The following is a 26,131-nucleotide window of genomic DNA, read 5'->3' on the forward strand; positions in this document are numbered from 1 at the left end:
GCGCGGTCTTCTCATCGAAGCAGGACACGAACCGGGATGTTCCACCACGTGACAGGTTTCTGAGAAGGGGGCCCCGTCAAGAAGCCCGCAAGGTCTTGGCCTGGGCCCGCGAGTGTTCAGTCGGAATCGGGCGCGGCGCGGCGGAATCCCTCTCCGCCACGTCTCGAAGCCCTTCACCTGGGAATGAGCGAGATGTCGTCCAGGTACACCGCCGCCTGGTCATCCCCGGAGTCGTCCTGGAAGTACAGGTCGCGCAGCGTGCCCGACGTCGCACCCATCGCATCGAGCGACAGCGTCACCTTCCGCCACTCGCCGGCGACCAGCGGTCCGCCCAGGGCCTCATCCAGCCGCATCGTCCCGAGCACGTCGGTGCCGTCATGCAGGACGACGCGCACCGCTTGTCCCCCGGTGGTGCCGCCATGGACCCACAGCTCCAGGGACTGGTACCCCGCTACCTCCACGCCCGAGTGATGCAGGAGCACTCCTGCCCACGTGTCCGGCTCGAAGCGGATGGCGGCCGAGCCCGCGTGGACGATGCCCGTCTCGTCGAGAGAGTGCTCCGCCCAGCTCCAATCCGCGAACCCGCTCTCCAGCGCATCGCCGTAGACGGGCAGGCCCGAGGACGGCTCCGGGTCCGTGCGGCCCTCCATCAGCGCCAGCCCCTGGGACAGCGTCACGGTGCGCGCGCCGCGCGTCTGGAGGTGGTTCAGGATGGCCGTGAAGTTCGACGTCCGGTACTGCGTGTCGCGCGTGGGCGTGCCGTCCACGAACTCGTGGAACACGAGGATGAGCCAGCTCTTCTCCGCGAGCGCCTGGTCAATCCAGCCGCGCACCGTGCTCACCGGCACGGTGCGCGCCACGTCGTTGCCCCGCAGCTCGTAGACGATGGTGTCGCGGAAGTTGCGCCCGGCGTTCACCGTGCGGCTGCTGCCGTAGTGCTGTCGGATGGCCGCGAGCACGTTGGCGTCGTAGAGCCCATAGGGGATGACGAAGTCGGGCACCGACGTCAGCCCCAGGTTCGTCACCAGCCAGTCGCGCGAGTCCCCGAGCTCCGACTGCAGCTCGGGCGCGGACAGCGTGGTCAGGTCCGGATGGGTCAGCGTGTGGCTGGCGATGCCGTTGCCCTCGGCGACCAGCGTCTGCGCCTGCGCGATGCTCATGTAGCCACCCCAGCCCTGCGCGAGCGCCTGGGTGATGAGGGCATACGTGGCGGGGATGTTCCGCGCGTTGAGCGCGGGCCGGGCCTTTGTGTACTGCGTGGCCCACCCGTCATCCAACGTGATGGTGACCATTCCCTGTTCGAAAGGCTGGGCGGCGAACGCGGACGAATTCAGCGTCCCCAACAGCAGCGTGGCAATGAATGGCAACTTCCGGAACCGCTCAATCATGGACATCCCCCGCGCGCGCTCCGAGGCGCGGGCGAGGCGATAGCAGACGCGGTGCTGCCGAGCAACCGAGCGCGCGCGCAGGAGTCGTGTGGCCTGGTGAGCGGGTGGCCCATGGAGCCACCGGTGGATGTCGCCAGGGATTCGGGCCGGAGGCGGTGGTGTTCGTAGAAGCCGTCGCACCCATCACAGCGTCTTTTGAAAGGACACGTTCACATGAGGAAGTTCGCCGCGCTCGTAGGTCTGCTGGGCGTCCTGGGAGTCCTGCCCGCGCATGCCGCTGAGCTGAAGGACGTGTTCGGAAAGGAAGTCCCTATCGGGAAGGGGCGTCCCACCGTGGTGCTCTATGCGAACAAGGGCACCCGGGATGAGCTGAAGGAGCACGCCTACAAGTTCGTGTACGACGTGCGAGCGGTCAAGCCCATCGTCGTGGTCCGCGTGGACCTGCGCGACGTCCCGGGTCTCTTCAAGGGCATGGCGAAGGGAGAGATTCGCAAGAGCCACGCGGAGTCGCTCGACCTCATGCGAGACCTCTTCCAGCGGCACGGCGAGTCGCCGCCCCCTGAGCTCGACTCCTCGCTCTTCATGGTCGCCGACAGCAAGGGCGAGCCTCATCAGTCGGTGGGCCTGAAGAAGGGCTTCAAGACTGTCTATGCGCAGGTGCTGGACCCGGCGGGGCACGAGCTGGCGCGAGGCCCCTTCCCCCAGAGCGCGGGGACGCTCGGCAGGGCCGTGGCCGTCTCTCCCTCCGCGCCCGCGCCCGCGCGCCTGGCGGGCGTGGTTCGCTGACCCGTCCGTGAAACATCGCGGAGTCAGCACGCGACGCCCGACACATTTGGAAACAGTCAGGTGTCGACATCGCCCCGTTTGTTTCATGAAACCTCAAGCTCCGAGAGGCGGCTTGGGTTTGCTGGAGTCTTTTCAGACTTCATGAGGCTTTCCTGGGAGCAATACCTCCCAGGCACTTCGGTACTTTCAGTCTTCCTGCTACGCACTTAGAGCGCGTGCCTGGAGTCTGGCCCGGCGTCCGCCGTGTCACTCCGCATGTCATGCAACGGGAGACTTCATGAAGAGGCCGGAGTGGAGCGCGACCGCCACGAGGTGGCTGGTCATGGGCTTGTTTGTCGGAGTGAGCACGGGCTGTTCGGGCGGAGAGCCCGCACAGGAGCAACCCGCGCTGGAGATGGCGTCGAGTTCCCTGAACACGGGGCCGGACCTGGTGGTGACGGACGTACGAGGCCCCGCGAGTGTCACCTCGGGGAGTTCGTCGTTCCCCACGACGGTGACGGTCTGCAACCAGGGCACGGCGCCCGCGTACCGGGGCTCCACCGTGGCGGTGTTGCTGTCCTTGGACAACGTGTTGTCTCCGCTGACGACGATGCCTCCTCCGTCGGACCAGTCCCTGGCGGGGCAGGAGACGCTCCAGCAGGACCTGTCGGTGGGCCAGTGCGCGGATGTCCGTGTGCTCGGTACGGCCTGGCTGCCGCCCGCGGCGCAGGGTGACGGTGCCTACTTCCTGGGCGCCATCGTCGATGCGAATCAGTCCGTGGCGGAGCTGAACGAGACCAACAACACGCATGCGCAGACGCGCATCGGCGTGGGCAACCGGCCGGACCTCGTCATCACCGAGCTGTCGAGTCCTCCCAGCGTGCCGCAGGGCGGGTACTTCACTGTGGCGGTGACGGTGTGCAACCAGGGCACCGTGAGCGTCCCCTCGGTCCGCACGCAGCTCTTCCTGTCGACCGACACCGTGCTGACGCCGACCGGCCCGGGCGCTCCTCCCACGGACCAGTCGCCGATTGGCGAGGTGCTGACCCAGACGACGCTGAACGCGGGCGCCTGTGTCCGCCGCAGCGTCTCCGTCTTCGCGGCGCAGCCTCCCGCGTCGCCGGGCCCTGGGGCGTTCTACCTGGGCGCCATCGTCGATGACCCCGCCTCGGTGCAGGAGCTGCGCGAGGACAACAACGCCTATGCGAAGGAGCGCATCGGCGTGGGCAATCGGCCGGACCTCATCATCACCGAGCTGCGCGGCCCCGCCAGCGCGTCGGAAGGTCAGAACGTCGAGGTCCAGGCGCGCGTCTGCAACCAGGGGACGACCTATGCCAATGCGACGTCCGTGCGGCTCCTGCTGTCGCTGGACACCGTGCTGACGCAGATGGGCCCGGGTGCGCCCCCCACGGACCAGCGGGACGTGGGCATGGTGCAGGTCCCCCTGCTGAACCCGGGGCAGTGCGTGACGCGCACCGGTTCCGCCCAGGCCTGGCTGCCTCCCGCGGGCGTCAGCCCCGGCGCCTTCTACCTGGGGGGCATCGTGGACGACGGAAACTCCGCGCAGGAGCTGCGCGAGGACAACAACACCTACGCGAAGGAGCGCATCGGCGTGGGCAACCGACCGGACCTCATCGTCACCGCGTTGACGTCGCCGGCGAGCCTGAACTCGGGACAGTCCGCTCCGTTCACTGTGACGGTCTGCAACCAGGGCACGGCGCAGAGCAGCTCGACGATGGCGAACCTGTACCTCTCCCTCAACGCGACGGTGACGCCCATGGGGCCCATGGGGCCTCCTCCGAGCAGCCAGTCGCCGATGGGCTACATCTCGATTCCGGGTCTGTCTCCCGGCCAGTGTGTGACGCGCGGAGAGAACCTCTGGGCCTCGCTTCCTCCGTCGCCCACGGAGGCCACCGCGTTCTACCTGGCCGCCATCGTGGATGACCCGAGCTCCGTGCAGGAGCTGCGCGAGGACAACAACGTCTTCGTGAAGGGGCTCATCGGCATGGGCAACCGGCCGGACCTCATCGTCACGGACGTGAGCGTTCCGCCGACCCTGTCGCCCGGTCAGTCCTTCCCCGCGTCGGTGACGGTGTGCAACCAGGGCACCACCCCCAGCTCCTCGACGAACGCGCAGCTCTATCTGTCGACGGATACGACGCTGACGCCGATGTACCCCGGCCCTGGCGGCTCTCCTCCGACGGACCAGGCTCCGTTGGTGATGATTGGCCTGCCCTCGTTGAGCCCGGGGCAGTGTGCGACTCGTGGCATGAATGCCTGGGTGAGCTTCCCCATGGATGGGCAGGGAGAAGGGGCCTACTACGTGGGGGCCATCGTGGACGAGCCGGCCTCCGTGCAGGAGCTGCGTGAGGACAACAACGCCTTCGTGAAGGGCCTCGTCGGCGTGGGCAACCGCGCGGACCTCGTCATCACCGCGATGACCGGACCCGTGAGCTTCAACTCCAGCCAGAACTTCACCGCGACGGTGACGGTCTGCAACCAGGGCCTCCAGTCCAGTCCTTCGACGAACGCGCAGCTCTACCTGTCGACGGACACGACGTTGACGCCGCTGTCGTCCGGCCCTGGTGGTCCGCCGACGGACCAGCTGCCGCTGGGCTCCCTGCCCGTGCCCTCCCTGAATGCCGGAGCGTGCGTGACGCGCAGTGGCTCGTTCTATGGCAGCCCTCCGCCGCCGGATGGGACGGGCGACGGTGCGTACTACCTGGCGGCCATCGTGGATGACCCGAGCTCCGTGCAGGAGCTGCGCGAGGACAACAACGTCTTCGTGAAGGGGCTCGTCGGCGTGGGCAGTCGGCCGGACCTCGTCGTCACGGCGCTGAACGCGCCGCAGGCCCTCCAGAATGGTCAGTCCTTCACCGCATCGGTGACGCTGTGCAACCAGGGCACCACCGCCAGCACCTCGACGCAGGCGCAGCTCTACGTGTCGATGGACACCGTGTTGACGCCGATGCCGTACGGGCCCGGCGGCTACCCGGCGACGGACCAGTCTCCGCTGGGATACGTCTCCGTGCCGTCGCTGAATCCGGGACAGTGCGCGACGCGCTCGACGACGGCGTGGGTCGGACTGCCGCCCGATGCGCAGGGAAACGACGGGGCGTACTACGTGGGCGCCATCGTCGATGACCCGGCCAACGTGCAGGAGCTGCGCGAGGACAACAACAGCTTCGTGAAGGGCCCCATCGGCATTGGCAACAAGCCGGACCTGGTCATCACCGCGATGACCGCGCCCACGAGCGCGTCCATCAGCCAGCCGTTCACCGCCGGCGTGACGGTGTGCAACCAGGGCACCACCCCCAGCACCTCGACGCAGGCTCGCTTCCTCCTGTCGGTGGACACCGCGCTGTCGTCGATGTCGGGCCCTGGCTATCCCCCGGGAGACCAGACCGAGGTCGCGAACGTGAGCATCCCCGCGCTGACGGTGGGGCAGTGCGCCACGCGCTCGGTGAGCGCGACCGCGTGGCTGCCGCCGGATGGGACGGGCGACGGGGCGTACTACCTGGGCGCCATCGTGGATGACCCGGCCTCGGTGCAGGAGCTGCGCGAGGACAACAACAGCTTCGTGAAGGGCCTCATCGGAGTGGGTAGCCGCGCGGACCTGGTCATCACCGCGATGACCTCTCCCACGAGCGTGACGCAGGGACAGGCCTTCACCACGACGGTGACGGTGTGCAACCAGGGCACCCAGCCCAGCGCCTCCACGTACGTCGAGGTGGTCCTATCGCTGGACGACGTGCTCTCGCTGTCGACGTCGCCCACGGTGGCGGACCAGGTGATGATTGGCTCGGTGTCCGTGCCGTCGCTGCTCGCGGCCCAGTGCATGGCGCGCACCGCGAGCGTCAACGCGTACACGCCGCCCGGCGGTCAGGGGATGGCCTATTACCTGGGCGCGCTCGTGGACTCGAGCGGCGGGGTGCAGGAGCTGCGCGAGGACAACAACACCTTTGTGAAGGGCCTCCTCGGCGTGGGGACGAAGCCGGACCTCGTCGTCACCTCGCTCACGGGGCCTGCCTCCATCCTCCAGGGGAGCACCTTCTCCTCGACGGTGCGCGTGTGCAACCAGGGCACGCAGGCGAGCCCCTCCGCCTGGGTGTCGCTCTACACGTCCCTCGACGCGAACCTCTCCCCGGAGCCCTCCATGCCGAGCCCTGGGAACAACCCCAACTCGGACCAGCGGGAGCTGGGAGGCGTGAATGTCATCGCCCTGAACCCGGGTGACTGCATCACCCAGAGCCTGAGCGTGACGGCCTGGTTGCCGATGGATGCGATGGGGCAGGGCGGCGCCTGGTTCCTGGGCGCCTACGTGGACCCGTACCAGTCGCAGTCGGAGCTGCGCGAGGACAACAACTCCCGCGCCATCGCGCTCCAAATCAATCAATAGCGCGCTGAGGTCTTGATGAGGGGACGGGGTGGAATGGCCCGTCCCCTCACTGCTTTCCGTCGGCTCAGCTCCCCAGCGGGGGCTCCGACGGCGGGCGCGAAATCCACGCGGCGATGAACACATCCAGCTCGCCGCGCAGCACGTCCTTCACTCGAGGCGTCCCGGCTCCGGTGCGAGGGTCCTCCACGCGCGCGCTGCGGCCCAGGTAGTAGCGTCGCACCTCGTCCGTGCTTCCGCCCTGTCCGGCCACCACGCGAGTGGCGATGTCCTTCAACTCGTCCAGCTCGCCCGCGCCAGTGAGCGTCAGCACGCGGCCGGTGGACTCGTCCTTCACCGTCACCTCGGTGCGCACGCGCTGGAGGTAGGTGCCCTCATGGCTCTTCACGGGCCGGCCCAGCACCTCCAGCAGCTCCAGCTCCTCCTCGGAGAGAGCGCCGCCCCGGTGCACGCGGACATAGGCGCGCTGGCGCTTCTCGTCCTCCAGTCGTCGGTGCATGCCCGCTTCGCCAGCGAGGAAGCCGTAGGCCCCGGGGCCGGCGATGCGCACCACGACGCGAGCCGGCTCGTCGGCCTCCGCCACCGCCACCGCCTCGTAGCCGCGCCGCTGCGCCCAGCCCAGGTACATGGTGGCCAGCTCCTGCACCCACGCCTCCTGCGTCTCCGCCGAGTCGCTCGCGCAGATATCCACCAGGGCCTCGTTGTCCAGAGTGGTGGAGCCGGAGGCATGGAGCGCCTCCGCCATCTGTACCTCTCGCGCGACGTCCTCGACCTGCCGGGCCGCGGAGGCGAGCTGCACTTCGTTCTTCGCCTCACGCACCAGGCGCCGGCCGAAGAGACACGCGGCCTCCAGCCGCTCCAGTTCGTTGAGGTGGGCCTCCACCGTCCGGAAGGCCCGGATGACATCCGCCGCGTGCGTGGGGTCGTCCCAGAGGTTGGGCGCCTGCGTCTCCGTCAGCAGGGCCGCGCGGCGCTCCTCCAGCTCCGGCCGCCCCGCGGAGGCCGCCAGCGAGCGGGCCTTGCCCACCAGCCGGTCCATCTCGACCAACAGCGACTTGCGGTCCAGCCGCCGCTTCACCGGCGTCGCGCGCGCGGACGGCAGCAGCAGCTGCGCGGTGGGCGAGGGCAGCGGCGCGGCGGGCTCGGCCACCGCGATGACCCGGCCACCAGGACGTGCTTCCACGCGCACGGGGGTGCCAGGGGGCAGCGGCTTGCGAGCAATCTCCACGGCCAGCGCGGCGGTGAGCGTCTTCTCGATTTCCCGCTGGAGATAGCGCGCGCCGAACTGGGGCGAGTAGCCGCGCTCCACCAGCCGGTCGACGACCTCGGGCGTCACTTCGACGTCCAGGGAGCGCGCGCGGATGCCCTCTCGCTCCAGCACGCGGCCCACCTCGCGCTGCGCGATTTTGCGGATGTCCACCTTGGACAGCGGCTGGAAGTGACAGATGGCGTCGAAGCGGTTGAGGAACTCCGGGCGGAAGGCCTCGCCGATGCGGCGGTCGACCTCCGACACCATCTCGTCCGCGCGCTTGGTGCCCGCGAAGCCCATGGCGGGCTCCCGGTACACCTCCGCGCCCACGTTGGACGTGGCGACGATGAGCGTGTTGTTGCACGAGACGACCTCGCCCGCGCCGTTGACGAAGGTGCCCTCGTCGAAGAGCTGGAGGAAGCGGTCGTGCACGCTGCGCGCGGCCTTCTCGAACTCGTCGAGCAGCAGCACGGAGAACACCTTGCCGTCCAGGAGTGCGCTCAGCTCTCCGCGACGCGTCTCCAACGCCGGGGCCCAGGACGCGCCGAAGGGCACGCTCTCGTCGCCGTCGTTGGGGTAGTCCGCCATGTTCAGGCGCACCAGCCTGTCCGCCGAGCCGAAGAGGTACTCCGCCAGCAGCTTCGCGAGCTGCGTCTTTCCCACGCCCGTGGGGCCCGCGAACAGGAACACGCCCAGCGGCCGGCGCGGGTCGTTCAGCCCCGCCTTGAGCAGCGCCACCGAGCGCAGCACCGCGCCCACCGCGTCCGTCTGGCCGAGCAGCCGCTCTCCGAAGAAGCGCTCCGTCTCCTCCAGGTCCAACGGCATGGCGTCGTCCACCACGAAGCGCGGCAGGCGCGTGGCGGAACAGAAGCGGGTGAGCACGTCCTCGGGACCGACATGGTCCTTGGCCGCGCCCGCGGCCTCCGCCGCCGTCTCCTTCAAGAGCTCGATGGCCTTGCGCGGCATGCGCTGCGCCAGCAGGAACTTGGACGACAGCCGCAGGGCCAGATCACACGCGGCCGGGTCAATGGGCAGGCGCAGCTCACGCTCCAGCTCCTCCGCCACGCGGCCCAAGACCCAGCGTGCCTTCTCCAGCGGAGGCTCGTGCAGGGGGAGCAGGTGCAGCCGCTCCGCCAGCGCCTCGTCGGAGCGCAGCAGCTCCTGCACGCGCTTGGGTTCCGTCTCGAAGATGAAGCGCAGGCCGCCGGTGCGCAGCGCGCGCACGGCCACGGGGGCCAGGGGCCCTCCCAGCGCCGCGGGCAAATCCCGGATGTAGACGATGGGACAGGGGTGCCGCGCCAGGTGGGCCAGCAGCTCCTCGAAGCTCTCCGCGGCCTGTCGCTGAGTGCTGCGCGCGAGGATGTTGGCGACGGACACCTCCACCAGGCGCGACTGCGTCAGCTCGGCGTCAACCCGTCCTTCGGCGATGCGGCGCGCCACCTCCTGCACGAGCGCGCTCTTGCCCACGCCGGGGTCTCCCGCCAGCAGCGGGTGCTTGCCACCGCGCGTCAGCAGGCCCAGCACCTCCGTCACCGCGGCGTCCACGCCGTGCGCGGCCGGCAGCCGACCCTCTCGGGCCAACGCGGTCAGGTCCCGGTCGATGAGTCGCTCCTGGTCCTCGCTCTTCCTCGTCGCCATGTGTCGTCAGCCGCCCCCTCGCCGGAGCACGCACTCTAACCGCTGAACCGCCGAGGTGAGCGCGCAATCCCGGCGAGTGGCCGGAATCTCCTGGCCCAAGGCCGGAGGGAAGCGGAAGTCGGAGGACTCGAACCTCAAGCCGGCAAGCCGGCTCGCACCCGGTAGCAGCGGGGCCTGGCGCCATCGCCAGTCCAACTTCCAAACAGTTGTTGTGAAGCGAGCGGAACACGGTGGAGTCGAACCACGAGCCTCGAAGGGCCCTCCTGGTTTCCAGCCAGGCGGCCGGCCACCCGGCCTGCATGCTCCAAGACACAGCGGAAGACAGGGGACTCGAACCCCGAGCGCGTCATGCACCCGCACCGTTTTCGAAACGGGCCGCCGGCCTCCGGCGTCGGTCTTCCAGGAAAGTCGCCGGCAGCAGCGCACCCGCCTGCCGGCTCGCGGGGAGGTCCACGGGCGGGAGGCCGCCTCTGGCGGACCTCCTCATCCCCTCCAGGCGCACCGTCCTGGGACGGGCGGGGACGGGGGCCACCTCTGGTGGACCCCCTTCACCTCAGGACCTCATGCCTCCAGCTCGCCATGCCAGTACGCCACGTCCCTGAGGAACTTGGCCCACGACATGGGCATGCCCTGCTCGAAGACGAACGTCAGGTGCATCGCGTCCGGCAGCTTCTTGGGCTTCACCGGGGCGCAGCGCAGCGCCATCTTCGCGTGCTCCGGAGTCCGGTTGCCCTTCCTCTGGTTGCAGGGCACACACGCGATGACGACGTTGTCCCAGGACGTCCGGCCACCCTGGGCGCGGGGGAGGACGTGGTCATACGTCGCCTCCGCGCGCGACACCTTCAAGCCGCAGTACTGGCAGCGGCAGCGGTCTCGCAGGTAGACGTTCTCCCGGCTGAACTTCACGCCCTTGGGGCCCTTGCGCAGCCCGCGGAAGAAGCGAATGACGGAGGGCATGCGGATCTCCACCGTCACCGAGCGCACGAAGCGGTCCTCGTACTCCTCGACCACCTCGACCTTGCCCTGGAAGATGAGCATCACCGCGCGCTGCCAGGGAATCCGCGCGACGGGCTCGAAGGACTGACTGAGAACCAGCGTCTCCATGACGCAACGCCTTTCGGTTGTATCCGCGGCGAGAGTCGAACTCGCACTGTGCCGGGTTTGAGCCGGCGGCCTCTCCCGTTTGGGCTACGCGGACGGACTTCGGGATGTCCTGCTGACTTGCGACTGCGGGCTACGGACTGCGACGACAGTGCCGGTGGCGGGAGTCGAACCCGCATCCTCCAGGATCTCGACCTGGCACCTCTACCAATTGGGCTACACCGGCAATACTGACTGCGGCGATACGAGTGCACGCCCCGGGGATCGAACCCGGCGAAAACGGTGTGTGGGACCGTCGCCGTCTCCAGCTGGCTCGGCGTGCAGGAGAAGTTGCGGAGCAGGGAGTCGAACCCTGGAGGCCAGGCTTATGAGGCCCGGTGAGGCACCAGCCCCTCCCCGCAGAAAAGTGTGAAACGTGTGTGCTCCCGGCAGGATTCGAACCTGCGACCTCGCGCTTAGGACGCGCCTGCTCTGAATCCACTGAGCTACGGAAGCGGATGTCACCGCTGAAACGAGTGCCCCTGGCAGGGATTGAACCTGCGACCTCACGGTTCGGAACCGTGCGCTCTCATCCACTGAGCTACAAGGGCATGGAGTGGATCCGCCGGGACTCGAACCCGGAACCCCTCGGGTGCAAACCGAGTGCTCTCCCATTGAGCCACGAACCCATGTGACGACTGCGTGTTGCGTGAAGTGCCCCCGGTCGGGTTCGAACCGACAACCCCCGGTTTACGAAACCGGTGCTGCTACCAGTTGAGCTACAGGGGCGAAACGAGCAGGCCGCCAGGGAGTTGAACCCCGCGCGCTCGGATTTGGAGTCCAAGCTGCTCCCGGAGCGCGGCCTATGAAGTGAAACAGTGAAACGTGCTGTGAAGTGCCGACCCTCGGAATCGAACCGAGTCCTCCCGCTCTTCAGACGGGCGCGCGGACCACCTACGCCAGGTCGGCAATGAAAGTGAGGCCAATACGGGAGTCGAACCCGTCCCAAACGGTTTTGCAGACCGTTGCCACCCCGGGCGGAACTGGCCAGTTGCATGTGTTGCAAGCTCCCCGAATGAATCTCTGGGCGAACTCGTTCTCTGTTTTTCTCTAGAGAACTCGAACTCTCTGAGCGGCAAAAGGTGAGTGAAATTAAGTGGTTCAGGGGCGGGGCCTGCGGTTGTCCTTCGATTGGGGTCCGATTGGTGCTGTGAACTTCGGCCAGGGAGCCGTCTCTAAACGGAGTCTCTGCACGGGGAGAAGATGGTGCGCCTGCCTGGTGACGGACGAAGCTCGTGCTGCATGGGGACGCTGGGAGTTGAACCCAGCGGGCCCTGTCGGGCTCGGGCTCTACAGGCCCGCGCGCCTCCCCTAGCGCTCTACGTCCCCCGGGGGATTAGGAGCCCTGAAAGCCGAGAGGCCAGGTCCCCTGGATGGGAGCCCGGCCTCTGCGTGGCTTGGCGCGCCGATGACGGAGCGCGAGCTTCAGCAGGGTACGGGCGGAGAGCCGCCAAGCCGGTCAAAGCCCACGGGGGACTTCGAGGCGAAGCTCACAAGGGAGCAGGAGGCGGCGTCGAACTGGGGCCAGAGGCTGTTGCGATAGCTGCGCTTCATCGGGTTCGTCCGCACGGTCAACGTCGTCATGGTCGCTGCTCCTTTCGGGGAGACTCTACGGCGGGTGGTTTTCGTTCCTGACAAGGCCCGACTATTTGAGCTTCCCTGCTGGGGTTCGTGTGCCAGTGGTGGGGGGCGCTTGTGACAGGGATGCTGCCGCCCCTGAGGTGGCCGCCTCAGTCGCAGTGCAGCGCGGTTCGACGGGTGGGCGCCTGGGGTTTGAGGACGCGTAGACTGGCTCGGGATGAGTGGTCCCACCTCGCGCATCAGCTGCGGCCAGCGGGCCTTCGCGGCTTCCGTCATGTCGGACACCGTCCCTGACTCTTCCTTGGTGTACCGATGCGGATCAATCCCACGGCGGAGCGGGGGGCAGGTACCAAGGCCCGCAGGGGCCTCGCTGCGCCGCCGTGGGGGGCGACTGCCATGCCCCGGGGCGACGCCGGTTAACTGGCTGCGATGGCCTCCAGTGCCCCGCAGTCGTCAGCTTGAGGGCGACCTAGCGTCTTCTTGGGTTTGCTCATTAGAGGTACTGTCAGACGTAGCGACCAGTCCGCCAACCCGCGAGCGCCAGACGACTTGCGATGGGTACTTGAAGCGGCAAGGGGCGACGATGAGCGATGATGAGGACAACGCGTCGGACAACAAGACCAGGGGAGATTCTGGAGTCGCCGGACGGAGCATCCAGTTATCTCCGGGATTGGTGGAGAGGTTCGAAACGAAGGGCGGATCCATTCGCCTGCAGCTCTCGCCCGAAGCAGCGCGGGCGATTGAGCGGATTGCAGCCATTCGATTTCAGCTCTCACCTGAAGCCGCGCGGGCGATTGAGCGGATTGCAGCCATTCGCCTGAAGCTTGCGGCCGAAGCCGAGCGGGCGATTGAGCGGATTGCCGCCTCAACACAAGGCCTCGTCACCGCGCTCGGGCACTCCATCGAGTTTTCGGGTCAGCCGTTCCAGCCCGTGTTTCGCCCAGAGGTGGCCGAGGGCTGGGCGAGAACGGTTCGCGCCTTCGCTGAGGGGGTGAAGAGGGCCCAGGACCTCCTAGCCCGGTCCGAGGAGATGGGCAAGGCGGGCTGGACGTTGCCAATGAATGCGAGCTTCGGGGAGTACCTCAACCTCCTGAGCGAATGCACAAACCCGACCTCGGCGGACCGCGCGTTCAGGGCCTACTACGAAGCCAACGAGCGGAAGAACGAGGTGGAACTCTTCAACGTTCTATTGACATCCCCCCCGCTCGCTCATTTCGAGCCCTTACTGGAAGAGGTGCGCTTCTGCTTGATGAACGACAGGTGCCGCGTCGCTGTCCCAGCGCTCTTTACGCTGCTCGAAGGGGCGCTCCGAATCGCCTGGCACGATGATGCGTGGAACAGCGCAGGCCAGAATGCCTTCATCGAGGCACGGCTCGAATGCCACGAGCCCGGCGACCTTGAGCACATGTACTGGACGGCCATGCGGGTCTTCCTGAGAAGGCTCTATGCCCCTGCCGGCCCGACCAAGCCGCCTGCACTAAACCGGCATTGGATCATGCATGGACGCGAACCAGCGGACGCCGACCGAATCGATTGTCTGCGCCTCTTGCAGGCTGTCGATACAGTTCTGAGGCTCGCTGAGAGGCTTGCTGAGACTGAGAAGGTTCTTCACACGCTTGCCCTTGAGACGGCAACGGTCGATTCCACCAAATCCGCAGGGGCCTCGCAGGATGCGGGCATACACAGCGATGTGCGCCTTCTCGCGACGAGGCTTGCTGAGCTGCGCCTTCTCCGCCGAGCATCCGCAGACAACGGTGAACTGAAGAATGCGCTTATGCTAGCTGATGTGGCCCTGACTCCTTTCTTGCTTGAGCGACTACTTCGAACGCAGGTTCCCGACGCTTCCGAGAACGTGTCCGTACAGAAGCTGCTTGAGCAGGTCGCCAAGCCCAACGGTCCGTTGCCCGTACCGTACCCAGAAAGGAAGCGCGGGTCGGACGCCTACCGTGCGTTACGTGCATTTCTGGGGCGGGGTGCTGCTGAGCTCAGCGTGGTTGGAGGGATGGATGTCGATGCTCGCCTTGAGGCGGAGGTCGACGCAGTGTGTCGGTTGGTTGCCAAGCTCCTTGCAAAGCTGGCCCCTGACCTGGCGGAGGCTGTGCTGCCGACAATCCGAGGTTTGGCCGGTGGGGACGAAGGCCCCGCCGCCTAGGCTGCCGAAGCGCCGCGGGAGCAGCTTCACGCACGAGCCCAGAGACGCCGAGCCCTCGTCAGCGAGCCGGGAGTGGCGAAGTTCGAGTCTGTCCGCCTGGCTCGGGGCCAGACTTGGCTCTTGAGGAGGGCGAAGCCGTTGTGGTGTAGCCCCCATTTCGAACGGACAGGTCCCTACCGCAAGGACCCGCCTATGAATGGATACGAAGGCATTCGAAGTAGAGGTCATCCCCCGAGTCCGCCCTGGTCGCCGTCGGAGGTTCAGCGCGGAGGAGAAGAGGCGGGTTCCTGGCCGAGGCGGAGGTGGCCGGGCAGAGCATCTCCTCGGTGGCCCCTCGCTAGGGACTGTCGGCGAGCAGGTTGTTCCACTGGAGGCGACTGGCGGAGGAAGGGTCGATGTCCAGCCCAGGGGTCGACGAGGGGGTAGTGCCGGAGTCCGAGGTGAAGCGGCTGCAGGCGCAGGTGAGGGCGTTTGAGCGCCTGCTGGGCAAGAAGACGCTGGAGAACGAAATTCTGAAGGAGGCGTTGGAGCTGGCCCACCCCAAGAAACGGACGTCGCTGCCCGGCTTGCCGCCCAAGGTCGGTACCCGGTGAAGGCGGTGGCCGAGGCCCTGGACGTCTCCAGGGCAACCTCGTGCTCCGGGGGCAGTCCTCGGGCTCAGAGGCCCCTAGCAAGCCGCGTGGCCCCTATTTCAAGCGCACCGACGAGGCGCTGCTGGCGAGGATTCGCGCCGTCACCGACGAGCGGGCCAGCTACGGCTACCGCCGCGTCACGGCCCTGGTGAACCGGCAGCTCGTCTCCGAGAATCTGCCGCGGGTGAACGCTAAGCGGGTGTACCGAGTCATGTAGGCCGCAGGGCTGTTGCTGGCCCGCTACACCGGCAATCTGACGCGCACCCACGATGGCAAGGTGGCGACGCTCAAGAGCAACCTGAGGTGGTACTCGGACGCCTTTGAGATTCGCTGCTGGAACAGAGAGAGCGTCCAGGTGGCCTTCTCCCTGGATTGCTGCGACCGCGAGCCCCTGGGCTTCGTGGCCACCTCCAGAGGCCTCACCGGCGAGATGGTGCGCGACTTGATGGCCGAGACGCTTGAGGGTCGGTTCGGCGCGGGCTGCCGCCGGGTGCCGCACCCGATTGAGTGGCTCACCAACAACGGGCCGGCCTTCACGGCCCACGAGACGCGCGAATTCGGGGCGAGCCTGGGCTCCTCATCCGCACCACGCCGGCCTACTCGCCGGAGAGCAACGGCATGGCCGAGTCCTTCGTGAAGAGCTTCAATCGTGAAGAGCTTCAATCGCGACTACGTGTACCTGGCTCGCCTCGACAGTGCCGAGGCGGTCCTCCAGCAACTGCCCCGTTGGTTCGACGACTACAACGCCGTGCACCCGCACAAGGCCCTGAAAATGCGCTCCCCTCGCGAGTTTCGACTCGCGAACTCACCCCACTGGCCCTGTCCGATTTGACGGCTCTCCCGCACTTTGTGTGGAGGGAGTCCCGAGGAGGAAGCTGCGCGAATGGCCGTTCTGCCGCTCGCTCTCCGAGGGGAGCGTCAGCGGGGCGTGGATGACGACAGACCCAAGACCAGATTTCCCTGCTGGATGGGTCTGGTTGGCGGCTCGCCGTGTCTTCCTTTCGCCTTCGAGGGGAACCACACGAAGTGCGGGAGAGACGATTTGACGGGGGCAGCTCCAGCGCTTCGCTTGCCTTGCCATGCTACGGAACGCAGGGCTTGCACCTACATGTCGAGGCGGTCGCGTTTGCTGAGCACAGGGAGTCATGCTTTTTTGTGAACTCCTTTCATCTCGAGGAGTCGTGAGACGGCTAAAGTGGTTTGCAGTAATGACGACTTGCCGCTCCGTAGTGGCCATGTTGACTGAATGGCCGTCCTTGCTGCGTTGCTCGTCTGCGCGGCATCATGGATTGCTAGTCAAATCTATATCGTGGGGCAACCTCGACACGCGCTGTGCGGAGGATGGGGGATTCGCGCAGTGCTTGCTCCAGATCTGGGTCTGGCGCCCAAGGGAATTCGAGAAAGCAATGAGACATGTCGAGATAGGGCTTGTTGTATGAGATCGCGGTGCCGACTTCACGAGTCATCCTGTCTTCATATTTTGCGGCATGTGTGATTGAAATCAGGCCGGGCAGAGGGTTGTTCCTGTGTTCGGCAGGGACAGGGATGAAAACGAAGCCACAGTTCGTTCGCGGCACTGCGATGCGACTAGGCTTGGTGGCGTCTCCGGATTTGCAAGTTTCTATGCACCAAAGAAGGCGTTCCTTGAGTGCTCGCAGATCGGCTCTGTTGAGCTGCGCGAATTCTCTTAGGAACTTATAGTAGTCGAACTCGCCTTGTGTGGCGCCCTGGGCTGGCGTCAAGCGTTCGTGGAGTCCATTGAGGAATGGCATGACATTGAAGCTCTCAATGTCGTTGGCGTGGGACGTGAGGTAGGACTCGTAGTGGGCTTCAGGCCAGAAGTCCAACTCTCCTGAGAGGAACTGCCCAACCAATGCTTGCTCCCTAATGCGCGCGGTCCTCTCCGGCCATTTTCGAATGGCAGTTTCGCGAAAAACAAAATACTCCCATATCTCGGCGGGGGTAATGAGGTTCTGGCAGATGCCAATGTAGTCAATGATGTTGATTATGTGAATGAATCCCGAGGTTGAACTCTCGAGGTGCTTTGTGTCCCTGAATTCTCGCGGCGGATCGTAAGGGACTGCGTATAAGATGATTTTTGCTATTTGGGTGACTTGGTCTTTGGAGATTGTGAACGAGTGGTTTCTTTGGTTCTTGATGGCGATGCTGGTGTATGAATTCAGGTAGTTGAGTGTGTCTCGGATTTGCGTCTTTGCTTTCTTTAGCACCTTGTTCTGAAACCACCGAATCTCGGTCTCTTCGCTCATGGGGCCATCGGGGATTCGCTCCTTGAGTTGGTAGATGATGATGTGGTCTTTGATCCAGACGATGTGGTCGGCTAGTTCGAGAGACTTGTCTGGCTGAGGGGAGAAGTTGTTCTGGGCAAATGAGAATTCCTTGAGGAACAAGTTGGCGTTGGTGGATTCTAGAAATGATTCAAGTGTTTGCATGATGATGTCAGCTTGGCCGAGTAGAGATGGACGTTTGGGTCAGGCGCGACCGATGTGCGAGGCGGTCGCGCGTGCTGCATGTGAAGCAAGACGATTCGGACGGTGCGGTGCCTGACAATAATGGACGGGGCTGTGGCGGGCCTCATCCAGGGAAGGCATTACTCGGCAGGACGCGGCCAGATTTCCTTTGTCTTGGCGAAGACCAACTCCGTTCTCTCGCGGAGTTCGACTTCCGTCCACTTCTCCCTGCCCGCGATCCATTTGTTCATCTCGAAGTGGCTGTCGCTCAGTAGCTGCTTCTTCGTTGGAAATGGCGAGTTCGAGAGTTCACTGTTGTAGCCGGTGAGCGTCAGGTTCCCGAGAAGGTCAACCCATTGCTCGTGAATATCCGTCACGTTGTCGCCAAGCATCGAGCGCCACTCATCGGTCAGAGTCTGTGGCATCACATGCTCGATGGTGGCATTCACGAAAGCTGCTGGTTCCTTGTGGCCGTGGTGTTCCTCAATGCTCTCCAAGAGGAATTTGCAGCGTGCCGTCGGCTGCGCGTAGGCACGATATCGGAGGAGAGCGTCCTTGAACTCGTCGTCCTTCGGCCACCTCCTGCCACTCGAACCAGAGGCCAGCGTTTTCGACAGCCACTGCGGAATGCCCGAGGCGGGCATGTCCTTGGTAATCGACAGGAATATGCGCTTGAGCTGGTTTGTGGGAACGGCGCAGACGGCTCGGCGCACCACGAAAGACTCAATGAGCGCGATGGACGAGGCTACATCGGTCGTGCTGACTTCCGCCCTGGAGTGAGCCAAGAGTAGCTTTAGGATGAATGGATTGGCCGTTGCGATGTCCCAGCGTTGAAGTCGCGCCAGCCCTTTTCCGAGGGTTGCATCCGTCGGCGCGGTGAGGCCGACGATGTTGGCATACAGAACCGAGGCCTTTTGCATGCGGAGCAACTCGCCTGCGATAGCCGAGTCCTGCACATCGAGGAGCCGCTTCTTGAGGACGGTGTAGATTGCGGACTTCGCGACCTCCTCTCCGTTCATCATCAAGTACTGACGCATGAACTCGGTCAGGTGCTCGCCGGGCAGAGCCGCTTGCATTGGCAGCCAAGCCTCTTCATAGGCCTTTTGCTGCGCGTTTGAGTGAAGCCGTAGAAGGAGGTAGTTGCGAACGAGATCAGCTTGGGTGAGAGGGGTGCCCTTGGCGTTGAGACTTTCGAAGATGAGGTAAGGGTCGTCCGTGTCGCCGAGGTGGATGGCGACAACAGTGAGGCGGCTTTGAACCGCGGTTGCGAGTCGTTCAGAGTTAATTGGCGCTCCATCTGAATCGGTGCCGGCCAGCTTCTTCTGAAAGAACTCGAAGGCGTGGGTGAAGCGCGTGTCAGCCTGGGGCGTCGCTGCGATGAGGGCCTGAAACGCCGCTCGGTCGGGCTGTGTTGGGAGCAGTTTGAAGTGGTCGAGGCCATCGTCGTCCTCATTGACGAGGAGCCGGGTCAGCTTCCGGTACTCCTTCGTCCCGGGCTCGAAGAGGCTGCGCATCGCACAGATGAGGATGGTGACGGTCGTGAGCCGCTGCTGGCCATCAATTACCAGGTACTTCGAGACGCCCACCGGAACGGACCGTGCAGGAGCCGTGACGATGGCCCCCGTGAAGTGACTCGCGACGGATTCCTCCTCAGTGCGCTCGTACTGCTCAAGAAGGTCGGCCCAGAGGGTCTCCCATTCGTTGGGGCCCCACTCGTATGGACGCTGGAAGAGCGGCACGAGCATTTGCTTGGTGCCGTTGAAGAACTCAAGGATTTGGCTCGGGCGTGCTTCCATCGCAACCTCCGGACGTCGAAGGTAGGGAGGATGGCCAATCGCAGGGTGGTGCGTCCAGCGTTGTCACGTCCTCAACGTCCTGAGGTGTCCAGCGACATCCTTTGGGAGGAGGTCGCTGCCCATAGAGGCCTCGAATTGGAATGCGACGGCCCCCCGGACAGGACATGCTTTCTGCCCTCACGGGCGGCCCGTACTCCTACGGAATAACTTCCCAGCCGACCCGCCGATTCAGGATGTCGCGGAGGGCGCGCGCGTCCTCTGGCGTGGGTTTCCATTTGTACTGCTGGGCCTGGAACCGCGAGGTGGCATCCACCACTGTTTGTGGCTCAGTTGGAGTTTTCTTGCCGGACCACGAGTCGCCCATCTTCGCCCAGACGCCCTGCATGGTGACTCGCATCTCGACCAATTTCAGCTCTTCGCTGTGGACACCACGCTCGTCCACGCGGGACTTCCAGAAGTCCATCTGCCCGAGGCGCGCGACGTTCCGGTTCTCGCCCCACGCGATGACACTGACAAACCACACGAAGCCATCTTCACTGGGGGGCAGGGACGCCTTTCCGAAAACCCAGAGGTCCCACTTCTTGGTGGGGACGGGGTGAAGTTCACCTGGGGCCGAGCGACGGTAGATCCAGATTCGCGGGCGGAGCTGGGCGGTGTCGGTCACTGCGGGGGTGTACCAGCACAGGCCGGGCACGTCTGCTGAGGACTCACAGCACATATTTGGGGTTGTCACGACCCACCTCGCAACGTCATGTCAGCCCTATCTGGCATACCCCCACCCACAAGTCGGGTATATGGTGCCCGATGCGAGGGAGGGCGCATGCAGCAGGGGCTTCGAAAGCGGAAGGCGCAGCACTTCTCCATCCGGGCGGTCATCCAGCTCATCTCCGACGACGTTCAGCCGGTGGCGCGGAAGGCCCTGCCATCACGGGAGATGATTCTGGTGGGCGAGGTCGTGGAGGTTCGGGGGAGAAGGGTGTGCCTGGCAGACACTTTCAGCTTCGACAAGAGGGTCTGGGTGGTGTTCCCAAAGGACTGCACCTGGCGCCCCGGGTTGGGGCACATGGTGGAGTTCCAGGGCAGCACGCAGGCCTTCGTGGACGAGGAGCGCGGCGCCATCGACGTGCGCTTCATGGCGAAGAGCTGGGCGGACCGTGGCCCCTCAAGTCGGTACGTCCGGCAAAAGGCGGAACTCGACGCGATAGACGCTGGGCGCCTTGCTCCGCCTCCGAAGGTCTCCGGTCCCTTCACGCGCGTGGTGCTCGTCACGTCCGAGGGGAGCGAGGCCGTGGCGGACTTCTGCGGCCAACTCGAAGACACCGTCGGGACTCGCGTCCAGGTGGAACTCGTTCCGGTAGGACTTTACGACGAGAAGTCCATCGCCGAAGGGCTAGGCCGGGCGCAGGACTGCAGTGCGGAGCTCGTCGTCCTGGCCCGAGGAGGCGGCTCCCGCGTTGACCTGCAGCCCTTCAACTCGCCGGTGGTTGCCCGAGCGCTCAGTCGGCTGACGAAACCGTGCATCGTGGCCGTGGGGCACGCCAGGACGAGAGTGGAGGCGCAGCGCTTCACTGCCTATGGGGCGAGAACACCCTCCGTAGCTGCTCATCTTGTCGCTCGGTTATTCCGGCGAGGCGAGCCGCGTCCGAAGCAGGCCGGACCAGTGCGTCTTGTCACGCCGCTGCCTGCCATGGCTCAGGTTCCTGCTGCCCCGAGTCCTGTGGTCGGCTTGCCTGTTGATGCAGTCTCGCGCCATCCAGGCCCTGCAGAGGCTCCACGCGTGCGCAAGTTGTCCGTGCAGCTACCCCCGGCACCGCTGCACCATGAGGAAATGCGGGGTACGTCCCGATGGCTTGGGACTGCGAAGCGAGTGGCCTGGAAGGTCTACTGGGGACTCCTGGTAAGTCTCGCGCTCGGCCTTGCCTTCGTTGTGGGGTGGAAGGGGGCCTCGCGATGGGACTTCCTCGCTCGGCCCGAGGCTCGGTCAGTGCCAGTGGTTGGTTCCCCGGCAGTGGTTTCTCCTCCCGCCACGCCGGCTGCCGAGCCCGTGAAGAAGGAAATCCCGAAGCGCAAGCGGCGTTCAGCTCTGGCGGAGCCGGCAGGGGGCCGCGAATAGACGCAGTGACCGAGCCTTGGGTCGAGAGAGGCTGCTCGCGGCAGTGGGGGCGAGCCGCCCAAGGCCTCTGGTTGGGAGTGCCTGCTACCGCTTGTCCTTCGGCGGGTGAGGGTCATTCCCGTAGCTATTCTTCTCCTGAATCTTGCCGCCCTTGTCGTGAATGACGTGCTCGGACTCGTTGGTCCGTGCGGTGGACCTTCCCTGTTCGACCGCGGTCTCCTTTTTGTGGTGATGGCTGATGACCTCACCGTTGACCTTGTTGTCCCACCCCGAGCCTCCACTGGACGGGACGGTATGGACATTCTTCTTGGTCATTGCGGGCTTCCTTTTCCGGCCTAATTGGCGCGGAGAAATGGGTTCCCCTCATAGGTAACCAGGGCTGGAATACGCGTCAACCTGCTGGATTCGCTGCCATTTCTGCCATGTCAGACCCGCGTGGTAGGGGCGGACGCTCACCACGAGACGGCCGCTCTGCACATGATTGGCTTCGTGTCTAGAGCAGAGCTCGCAAGGGAGACTGCACACATTCTTGCACGCGAGCCCTTTCGTATTGAGCAGGTGCAGGAGTTGGTTGCGTGCTCTTGCGTGGGTCGGCACCGCATACTTGCGAGACTGCGGTGCGGGGAGCCAGCGATGATGGGGTAGGGAGCCCAACCCCGCCGTGTGCATGTCCTCATCGAGTGGATGCGACCCCAGGAGTGCGTGGGCGGAGGCTCAAGGCGGAATAGCCTCCTTGGTAGGTTCTCCCCTTCCGAAATGTCGATACAGGAGGCCGACGACCGTGCGCGCCTCGCTCATTCGCAGTGGCGCACTGTCACTGATGCTCTTGGCGTGCCCATGAGGCAGCGACCGAATATTGGGTGGGCACATCCCTTTTGGCTCCCGGACGGACGAGGAGGCAATGGAGGCGTGGGAGAAGTCTACCTTGCCGTGGCGGCCCAACTCGTTCCCAGGGGATGCCGTTCTGGAGCACGACCACGATGGCCTCCATCGCCGCTCGGTCGTCTGCCTGTGGGCGGCCCAGCTTCTTCTTGGGACGCGGTGGCGGCAGCAAGGGGGTGACACGCTCCCAGAAGGCGTCGGGAGCAAGTCCACGGACCATGCCCCTCAACCTGAAGAATAGCCCTTACCAACGACCAATTCTGCTCTGACTTCCGTTAGGGGCCGTTAGTCGCGCCAACTAGCACACTTTCCATCTGGCCTGCGCCAGCCAGGTCCACCGCGGCTTCCGCATCCTCCGCTGCCATAGCCTCCGTAACTGCGCGTAGAGCCTCCGCGATTGCCTCCATTGCTGCCCCGGGTATCCTGGCCGGGCCTGGAAATCGATTCTTGAATTGTTTGTCGTTCCGCCTCGGCGACCTGCGCATGCTCAGCCCTCGTCAGCAGCTCCTTGCGACAGAGACTCGGGTACCTGCCGTCAAGGCACCGCCTGAGGTTCTCGCGCCGTTCCGCCTCGGCGACCTGCGCATGCTCTGCCCTCGTCAGCAGCTCCTTGCGGCAGAGACTCGGGTACCTGCCGTCAAGGCACCGCCTGAGGTTCTCGCGCCGTTCCGCCTCGGCGACCTGCGCATGCTCAGCCCCCGTCAGCAGCTCCTTGCGGCAGAGACTCGGGTACCTGCCGTCAAGGCACCGCCTGAGGTTCTCGCGCTGCTTAGTCTCCAAAGTGGGTTGAGCGTATGCGACTGTCGAGACGGTCATTGTCAGGACTACGGAGAGCAATAGCTGAGACATCCGTTCCCCCTCGTTTGGTTCTTCAGTCTCTCGGTGCCTCTCGAGATATCTACCTCAGAGCAAGGAGCGTACACTCCACAGCGGTATCGCCAGAAGTGGTCGAGCGAGTAAGGTCGGGAGAGCGTGGGCAAGAAGCGTGCACCGTTCCAAAGATTCCGTGGCAGGTTCGTTTGTGGTCTGCCTCCCGCACCAATGCAGCACAAGGCGCGTCACTGAAGCACCGCATAATAGGTGGTTTTGTGCGCTCCCGTGTGGCAGGGAACTTGTCGCTTCGATTGGCCTGCCTGACGCGCGCCTCGCTCACTCGCATTGACGCATTACCTGGCGGGGTCTTGACGCACCCATGAGGGCGACCGAATGTTGGGTAGCGACAGCGGGAGCGCCACGAGATCGAAGCGCCTCCGCTCGTCGCGCAGGCCTTCGATTCGGAACCGGCTCAGTTCTCGTTCAGTCCATAGTGTGTGTGTGTGTGCAGCCGTCGCTTCCACGTCTGTTCGAGGGAAACCACCTCCCGCACCGCCATGTCGGGCGAAGTGCGCTCGAGCACGCTGAATCTGAGGTCGGCCGGTTGTGATTGCCGGAGCAGCTTGTTTCCGCCATGGCCGCTGGCAGCGTAGTCAAGCCAGCGGCCGAGCAAGTTCTCCGCCCCGGCCGCGGAGCCGACGTAGCCCAGGCGCCTGCGTTCGTCGTGAATGAAGTAGATCCCGCGCCACTGAGACAGCAGGGTTCGCCAGGACGTGGGAAGCAAAGCAAGCTGCGCCCACGTCAGCACCAGCTCCTGCCAGGGCGGAATTCTTCGCGTGATGATACTCTCCTCGACCAGCGCTTCAATCGGAAAGCGATTCCGGCCGGCGTGACGCCACCAACTGCGTGTGCCGCCGGGCCAGCCGAACACCAGCTTCCCTTTCCACGTCTCCATGAATGGACGCGCCTGGAGATCGAAAGCCCAAGCAGTGTCGGAGTCGGCGAGCATTCCGTAGCCGTTTCGGGCGAGTTCCTGATGCTCCGGAAGGGCGTTGAACTGCGCCGCATCGATCAGCCGGCCGCCCATGATTTCGTAGACACCGACGAAGACGGCGCGGTCTGGCGAATGCCCAATGCAGGAGACGATGTACTGCGCGCCCTTCATGGCGCCGGTGAGCTGCGGCCCTTGAGTGTGCTGATAGGCGCAGAAGAGTTCCGGACGTTCGTCAGCAATCCAGTAGATCGCCTCACCGAGTTCGGAGACGGCGTTCCTCAGCACGAGGGTTCGGGCGGGCGGCAGGTGCAGGCGCTCAAGCGCATCGTTCAACTCGAACATGCGGCCGTTTTCGCACACGCTACGCGTCTCCGTCCAACGACGGTCTGCTCGGCGTGACGTGCCTGGTCCGTTCGGCCCATTGATTACGAGAGAAGTGCAGCGTGGGTCGGAGCTGCCCTCCTCCGCTGCGGGGACGCAGAACTGGCCGCCCCAAATGAGTGGCTGGCCCCGGCAGGCGCCCAATGCAGCCTGGCTCTCGCCTCCGCCACCTCGGATGTTCGAGTGGTCGGAAGCCCGGCGCTCGAACCTCGAGGTTTTGCAGTGCCCTCGGTGTTTCCGACTCCGCTTCGGCCATCCCACGCAGAGCAAGGACTCTGCGCGCCTCGCTCACTCGTATTGACACGCAGCCGAACGTGGCTTTGATGCGCTCATGACGCAGCTGCCGTGTCTTGAGTAGGCGCAGCCGCGCGTTGAAGAAGTCGGCGTCCAATGGTGGTTGCGCGGCGTGCGCCGCGCCGAGTGGCCAGGATGGGCGCCACACCCATCGCTCATGGAGCTTGGTGTGTCACGCATGACCCAGGGACGTCACAGGACGTGTGCCCCGGCCTCACCTACGGCGGACTCATCACCAGGCACGTAGGCGAACTTGCCCCTGATGTCAGTCCTCCTAGGTATGTAGGCGGTGGCCGAGCATCAGCTTGGGCTGCGGTTCGTTCTTCGAGGTGACCGAATGGCGAAGAAGCGAGGAGAGGAAAGAGTGCCGCAGTTGGATGGCTCCCTTTTGGGCCAGCGTGCAGATGAAGCTCTGCGACCAGCAGCGGAGGGGCATCCATCAAGAGGGGACAACCTGCCCCGGAGATACACGCAAAGTACTGTGTCGCGTCTCTACGGCTTGTCTGGAAATAGATGCGCGTGTCCTGGTTGTCCAAATAAGATTGTCGCCAGCCCAACCGACTATGATGATGAGGCCGTTCTAGGAAATATTGCTCATATTTACTCGGTTTCTGCTGAAGGCCCAAGGCCATGGCCAGGTCCTGGGGTGCCTACCGTTAAAGAGATTAATGACATAGGGAATCTTGTTCTTCTTTGCGCCCACCATCACAGAGAGGTTGATGCCCAGTCCAACACGTTTACCGCCAAAGAGCTAATGCAATGGAGAGAGAATCACTTCGCGAGGACGCTCGCTAGGCGAACTTCATCTGTTCCTTTGGAGTGGCGAACCATAACGGTCAAGGGAGTGAGGTTCGATATAGTTACTACCGATGCAGTTCTTCGCGCGGTCAGTCACCCTCGCACAGACATTGTGAGCACAAAGGAGGCCCAAAGGGTGACTACTTCCGTAGACTACTTTTTCGAGCGAGACCGTGGTGGGGAGTTTTCGTATACCCTCACGGATTGTCGAAGCCTAGGGTACGTAGGGGGGAGATTTACGTTTCTCAGTGTACGCAGTGAGGGTGGGGTCTATTTTGATTTCAGTGTCTACTCTCATGCGACGAACGAGTGGGTTCGTCTGGATTCAAGAGTTCCGGCAGGATTGTTTGATGTGGAGAAACCAAGTCGATGGAAGAGGGGCTGGCTCATCGCAGTGCCGTTGTGGGTAAGTGGGATGGTGGCTTCTTGGGTGTTCGATTTTCATGTCACGCTGATTGGAGTGGGATCCTGTATAGCGCTGGGGGCTATTGGTCCTGTCTATTCGTTCGTGGGATTTGTTAGGGAGCTGGTCCTGAGAAGAGCCCTCAGTCGGGTTCAATGGGCCGTCAGCATTTCCTAGCTCGAGCACGACTGACTGGCGTCTGGCCTGCCTGCAGAGGCAGCAGACTCTTTGGGGCCGCCTGCTTGCGC

The 26,131-nt window shown here is 64.6% G+C and carries 15 protein-coding genes, 11 tRNA genes and 1 pseudogene; 6 read left to right on the forward strand and 21 right to left on the reverse strand.

The features are described 5' to 3' along the window. Positions 1 to 173: 173 nt before the first annotated feature. Positions 174 to 1,394, reverse strand: a complete 1,221-nt coding sequence (locus tag LZ199_RS09515; RefSeq protein ID WP_323389412.1) for a polysaccharide deacetylase family protein — start codon at positions 1,392 to 1,394, stop codon at positions 174 to 176. A gap of 207 nt (positions 1,395 to 1,601) precedes the next feature. On the opposite strand from LZ199_RS09515, the gene LZ199_RS09520 reads away from it, so the two are divergent. Further along, positions 1,602 to 2,174 carry a hypothetical protein gene (locus LZ199_RS09520; RefSeq protein ID WP_253993323.1) on the forward strand — a complete coding sequence of 191 codons (573 nt, stop codon included), beginning with the start codon at positions 1,602 to 1,604 and terminating at the stop codon, positions 2,172 to 2,174. A gap of 322 nt (positions 2,175 to 2,496) precedes the next feature. Then, complete coding sequence (locus LZ199_RS09525; protein WP_253993324.1) at positions 2,497 to 6,552, forward strand: CARDB domain-containing protein; 4,056 nt, start codon at positions 2,497 to 2,499, stop codon at positions 6,550 to 6,552. 64 nt (positions 6,553 to 6,616) lie between these two features. Here the strand turns inward: LZ199_RS09525 and LZ199_RS09530 are convergent, their stop codons facing one another. The 14 genes from LZ199_RS09530 to LZ199_RS09595 all read right to left on the reverse strand — a co-directional run bounded on the left by LZ199_RS09530 (position 6,617) and on the right by LZ199_RS09595 (position 12,160). Then, positions 6,617 to 9,436: an AAA family ATPase gene (locus LZ199_RS09530; RefSeq protein ID WP_253993325.1), complete on the reverse strand. Its 2,820-nt coding sequence runs from the start codon at positions 9,434 to 9,436 to the stop codon at positions 6,617 to 6,619. A gap of 221 nt (positions 9,437 to 9,657) precedes the next feature. Further along, a tRNA-Ser gene (locus LZ199_RS09535) sits at positions 9,658 to 9,742 on the reverse strand. 255 nt (positions 9,743 to 9,997) lie between these two features. Then, positions 9,998 to 10,540: an HNH endonuclease gene (locus LZ199_RS09540; protein ID WP_141646017.1), complete on the reverse strand. Its 543-nt coding sequence runs from the start codon at positions 10,538 to 10,540 to the stop codon at positions 9,998 to 10,000. A 20-nt stretch (positions 10,541 to 10,560) separates the two neighbouring features. Next, a tRNA-Leu gene (locus LZ199_RS09545) sits at positions 10,561 to 10,634 on the reverse strand. Positions 10,635 to 10,689: 55 nt separating this feature from the next. Next, positions 10,690 to 10,763, reverse strand: a tRNA-Leu gene (locus LZ199_RS09550). 104 nt (positions 10,764 to 10,867) lie between these two features. Then, positions 10,868 to 10,938: transfer RNA gene (locus LZ199_RS09555), tRNA-Met, on the reverse strand. A gap of 19 nt (positions 10,939 to 10,957) precedes the next feature. After that, positions 10,958 to 11,032: transfer RNA gene (locus LZ199_RS09560), tRNA-Arg, on the reverse strand. A 21-nt stretch (positions 11,033 to 11,053) separates the two neighbouring features. Then, positions 11,054 to 11,127: transfer RNA gene (locus tag LZ199_RS09565), tRNA-Arg, on the reverse strand. Positions 11,128 to 11,133: 6 nt separating this feature from the next. Then, a tRNA-Ala gene (locus LZ199_RS09570) sits at positions 11,134 to 11,205 on the reverse strand. Positions 11,206 to 11,231: 26 nt separating this feature from the next. Then, positions 11,232 to 11,305: transfer RNA gene (locus tag LZ199_RS09575), tRNA-Thr, on the reverse strand. A 107-nt stretch (positions 11,306 to 11,412) separates the two neighbouring features. Then, positions 11,413 to 11,485: transfer RNA gene (locus tag LZ199_RS09580), tRNA-Phe, on the reverse strand. 10 nt (positions 11,486 to 11,495) lie between these two features. Next, positions 11,496 to 11,565, reverse strand: a tRNA-Cys gene (locus tag LZ199_RS09585). Positions 11,566 to 11,819: 254 nt separating this feature from the next. Next, positions 11,820 to 11,905: transfer RNA gene (locus tag LZ199_RS09590), tRNA-Tyr, on the reverse strand. Positions 11,906 to 12,001: 96 nt separating this feature from the next. Continuing rightward, positions 12,002 to 12,160, reverse strand: coding sequence for a hypothetical protein (locus tag LZ199_RS09595; protein WP_253993326.1), 159 nt, complete (start codon positions 12,158 to 12,160; stop codon positions 12,002 to 12,004). A gap of 580 nt (positions 12,161 to 12,740) precedes the next feature. Between LZ199_RS09595 and LZ199_RS09600 the strand changes: the two genes are divergently transcribed. After that, positions 12,741 to 14,309 carry a hypothetical protein gene (locus LZ199_RS09600; RefSeq protein WP_253993327.1) on the forward strand — a complete coding sequence of 523 codons (1,569 nt, stop codon included), beginning with the start codon at positions 12,741 to 12,743 and terminating at the stop codon, positions 14,307 to 14,309. 196 nt (positions 14,310 to 14,505) lie between these two features. Further along, positions 14,506 to 15,773: pseudogene (locus LZ199_RS09605) on the forward strand (IS3 family transposase). 460 nt (positions 15,774 to 16,233) lie between these two features. Here the strand turns inward: LZ199_RS09605 and LZ199_RS09610 are convergent. The 3 genes from LZ199_RS09610 to LZ199_RS09620 form a co-directional block, all read right to left on the reverse strand. Next, entirely contained in the window at positions 16,234 to 17,391 is a 1,158-nt protein-coding gene (locus LZ199_RS09610) for a hypothetical protein (protein ID WP_253993328.1), read from the reverse strand. Positions 17,392 to 17,549: 158 nt separating this feature from the next. Next, the gene (locus LZ199_RS09615; RefSeq protein ID WP_253993329.1) at positions 17,550 to 19,205 is read right to left on the reverse strand and encodes a DUF262 domain-containing protein; all 1,656 of its coding nucleotides are present in this window, start codon (positions 19,203 to 19,205) and stop codon (positions 17,550 to 17,552) included. Positions 19,206 to 19,401: 196 nt separating this feature from the next. Further along, complete coding sequence (locus LZ199_RS09620) at positions 19,402 to 19,869, reverse strand: hypothetical protein (protein ID WP_253993330.1); 468 nt, start codon at positions 19,867 to 19,869, stop codon at positions 19,402 to 19,404. A gap of 156 nt (positions 19,870 to 20,025) precedes the next feature. On the opposite strand from LZ199_RS09620, the gene LZ199_RS09625 reads away from it, so the two are divergent. Continuing rightward, the gene (locus LZ199_RS09625) at positions 20,026 to 21,318 is read left to right on the forward strand and encodes an exodeoxyribonuclease VII large subunit (protein WP_253993331.1); all 1,293 of its coding nucleotides are present in this window, start codon (positions 20,026 to 20,028) and stop codon (positions 21,316 to 21,318) included. An 84-nt stretch (positions 21,319 to 21,402) separates the two neighbouring features. Here the strand turns inward: LZ199_RS09625 and LZ199_RS09630 are convergent, their stop codons facing one another. The 3 genes from LZ199_RS09630 to LZ199_RS09635 form a co-directional block, all read right to left on the reverse strand. Then, positions 21,403 to 21,633, reverse strand: a complete 231-nt coding sequence (locus LZ199_RS09630; RefSeq protein ID WP_253993332.1) for a DUF2188 domain-containing protein — start codon at positions 21,631 to 21,633, stop codon at positions 21,403 to 21,405. Between the two features lie 499 nt (positions 21,634 to 22,132). Continuing rightward, entirely contained in the window at positions 22,133 to 22,420 is a 288-nt protein-coding gene (locus LZ199_RS46945) for a transposase (RefSeq protein WP_407667183.1), read from the reverse strand. A 1,065-nt stretch (positions 22,421 to 23,485) separates the two neighbouring features. Then, on the reverse strand, positions 23,486 to 24,349 hold the full coding sequence (locus LZ199_RS09635) for a GIY-YIG nuclease family protein (protein ID WP_253993333.1): 864 nt from the start codon (positions 24,347 to 24,349) through the stop codon (positions 23,486 to 23,488). A gap of 670 nt (positions 24,350 to 25,019) precedes the next feature. On the opposite strand from LZ199_RS09635, the gene LZ199_RS46950 reads away from it, so the two are divergent. Further along, positions 25,020 to 26,060, forward strand: a complete 1,041-nt coding sequence (locus tag LZ199_RS46950; RefSeq protein WP_407667184.1) for an HNH endonuclease signature motif containing protein — start codon at positions 25,020 to 25,022, stop codon at positions 26,058 to 26,060. Positions 26,061 to 26,131: the final 71 nt, after the last annotated feature.

The organism is Myxococcus qinghaiensis (genome assembly GCF_024198215.1).
GTDB lineage: Bacteria > Myxococcota > Myxococcia > Myxococcales > Myxococcaceae > Myxococcus > Myxococcus qinghaiensis.

Excerpts from the sequence above, each read along its gene's own strand:
- LZ199_RS09515 (WP_323389412.1), bottom strand. The coding sequence starts at position 1,394 with ATGTCCATGATTGAGCGGTTCCGGAAGTTGCCATTCATTGCCACGCTG.
- LZ199_RS09520 (WP_253993323.1), top strand. The coding sequence starts at position 1,602 with ATGAGGAAGTTCGCCGCGCTCGTAGGTCTGCTGGGCGTCCTGGGAGTC.
- LZ199_RS09525 (WP_253993324.1), top strand. The coding sequence starts at position 2,497 with ATGGGCTTGTTTGTCGGAGTGAGCACGGGCTGTTCGGGCGGAGAGCCC.
- LZ199_RS09530 (WP_253993325.1), bottom strand. The coding sequence starts at position 9,436 with ATGGCGACGAGGAAGAGCGAGGACCAGGAGCGACTCATCGACCGGGAC.
- LZ199_RS09540 (WP_141646017.1), bottom strand. The coding sequence starts at position 10,540 with ATGGAGACGCTGGTTCTCAGTCAGTCCTTCGAGCCCGTCGCGCGGATT.
- LZ199_RS09595 (WP_253993326.1), bottom strand. The coding sequence starts at position 12,160 with ATGACGACGTTGACCGTGCGGACGAACCCGATGAAGCGCAGCTATCGC.
- LZ199_RS09600 (WP_253993327.1), top strand. The coding sequence starts at position 12,741 with ATGAGCGATGATGAGGACAACGCGTCGGACAACAAGACCAGGGGAGAT.
- LZ199_RS09610 (WP_253993328.1), bottom strand. The coding sequence starts at position 17,391 with ATGCAAACACTTGAATCATTTCTAGAATCCACCAACGCCAACTTGTTC.
- LZ199_RS09615 (WP_253993329.1), bottom strand. The coding sequence starts at position 19,205 with ATGGAAGCACGCCCGAGCCAAATCCTTGAGTTCTTCAACGGCACCAAG.
- LZ199_RS09625 (WP_253993331.1), top strand. The coding sequence starts at position 20,026 with ATGCAGCAGGGGCTTCGAAAGCGGAAGGCGCAGCACTTCTCCATCCGG.
- LZ199_RS09630 (WP_253993332.1), bottom strand. The coding sequence starts at position 21,633 with ATGACCAAGAAGAATGTCCATACCGTCCCGTCCAGTGGAGGCTCGGGG.
- LZ199_RS46945 (WP_407667183.1), bottom strand. The coding sequence starts at position 22,420 with ATGGTCCGTGGACTTGCTCCCGACGCCTTCTGGGAGCGTGTCACCCCC.
- LZ199_RS09635 (WP_253993333.1), bottom strand. The coding sequence starts at position 24,349 with ATGTTCGAGTTGAACGATGCGCTTGAGCGCCTGCACCTGCCGCCCGCC.
- LZ199_RS46950 (WP_407667184.1), top strand. The coding sequence starts at position 25,020 with ATGGCGAAGAAGCGAGGAGAGGAAAGAGTGCCGCAGTTGGATGGCTCC.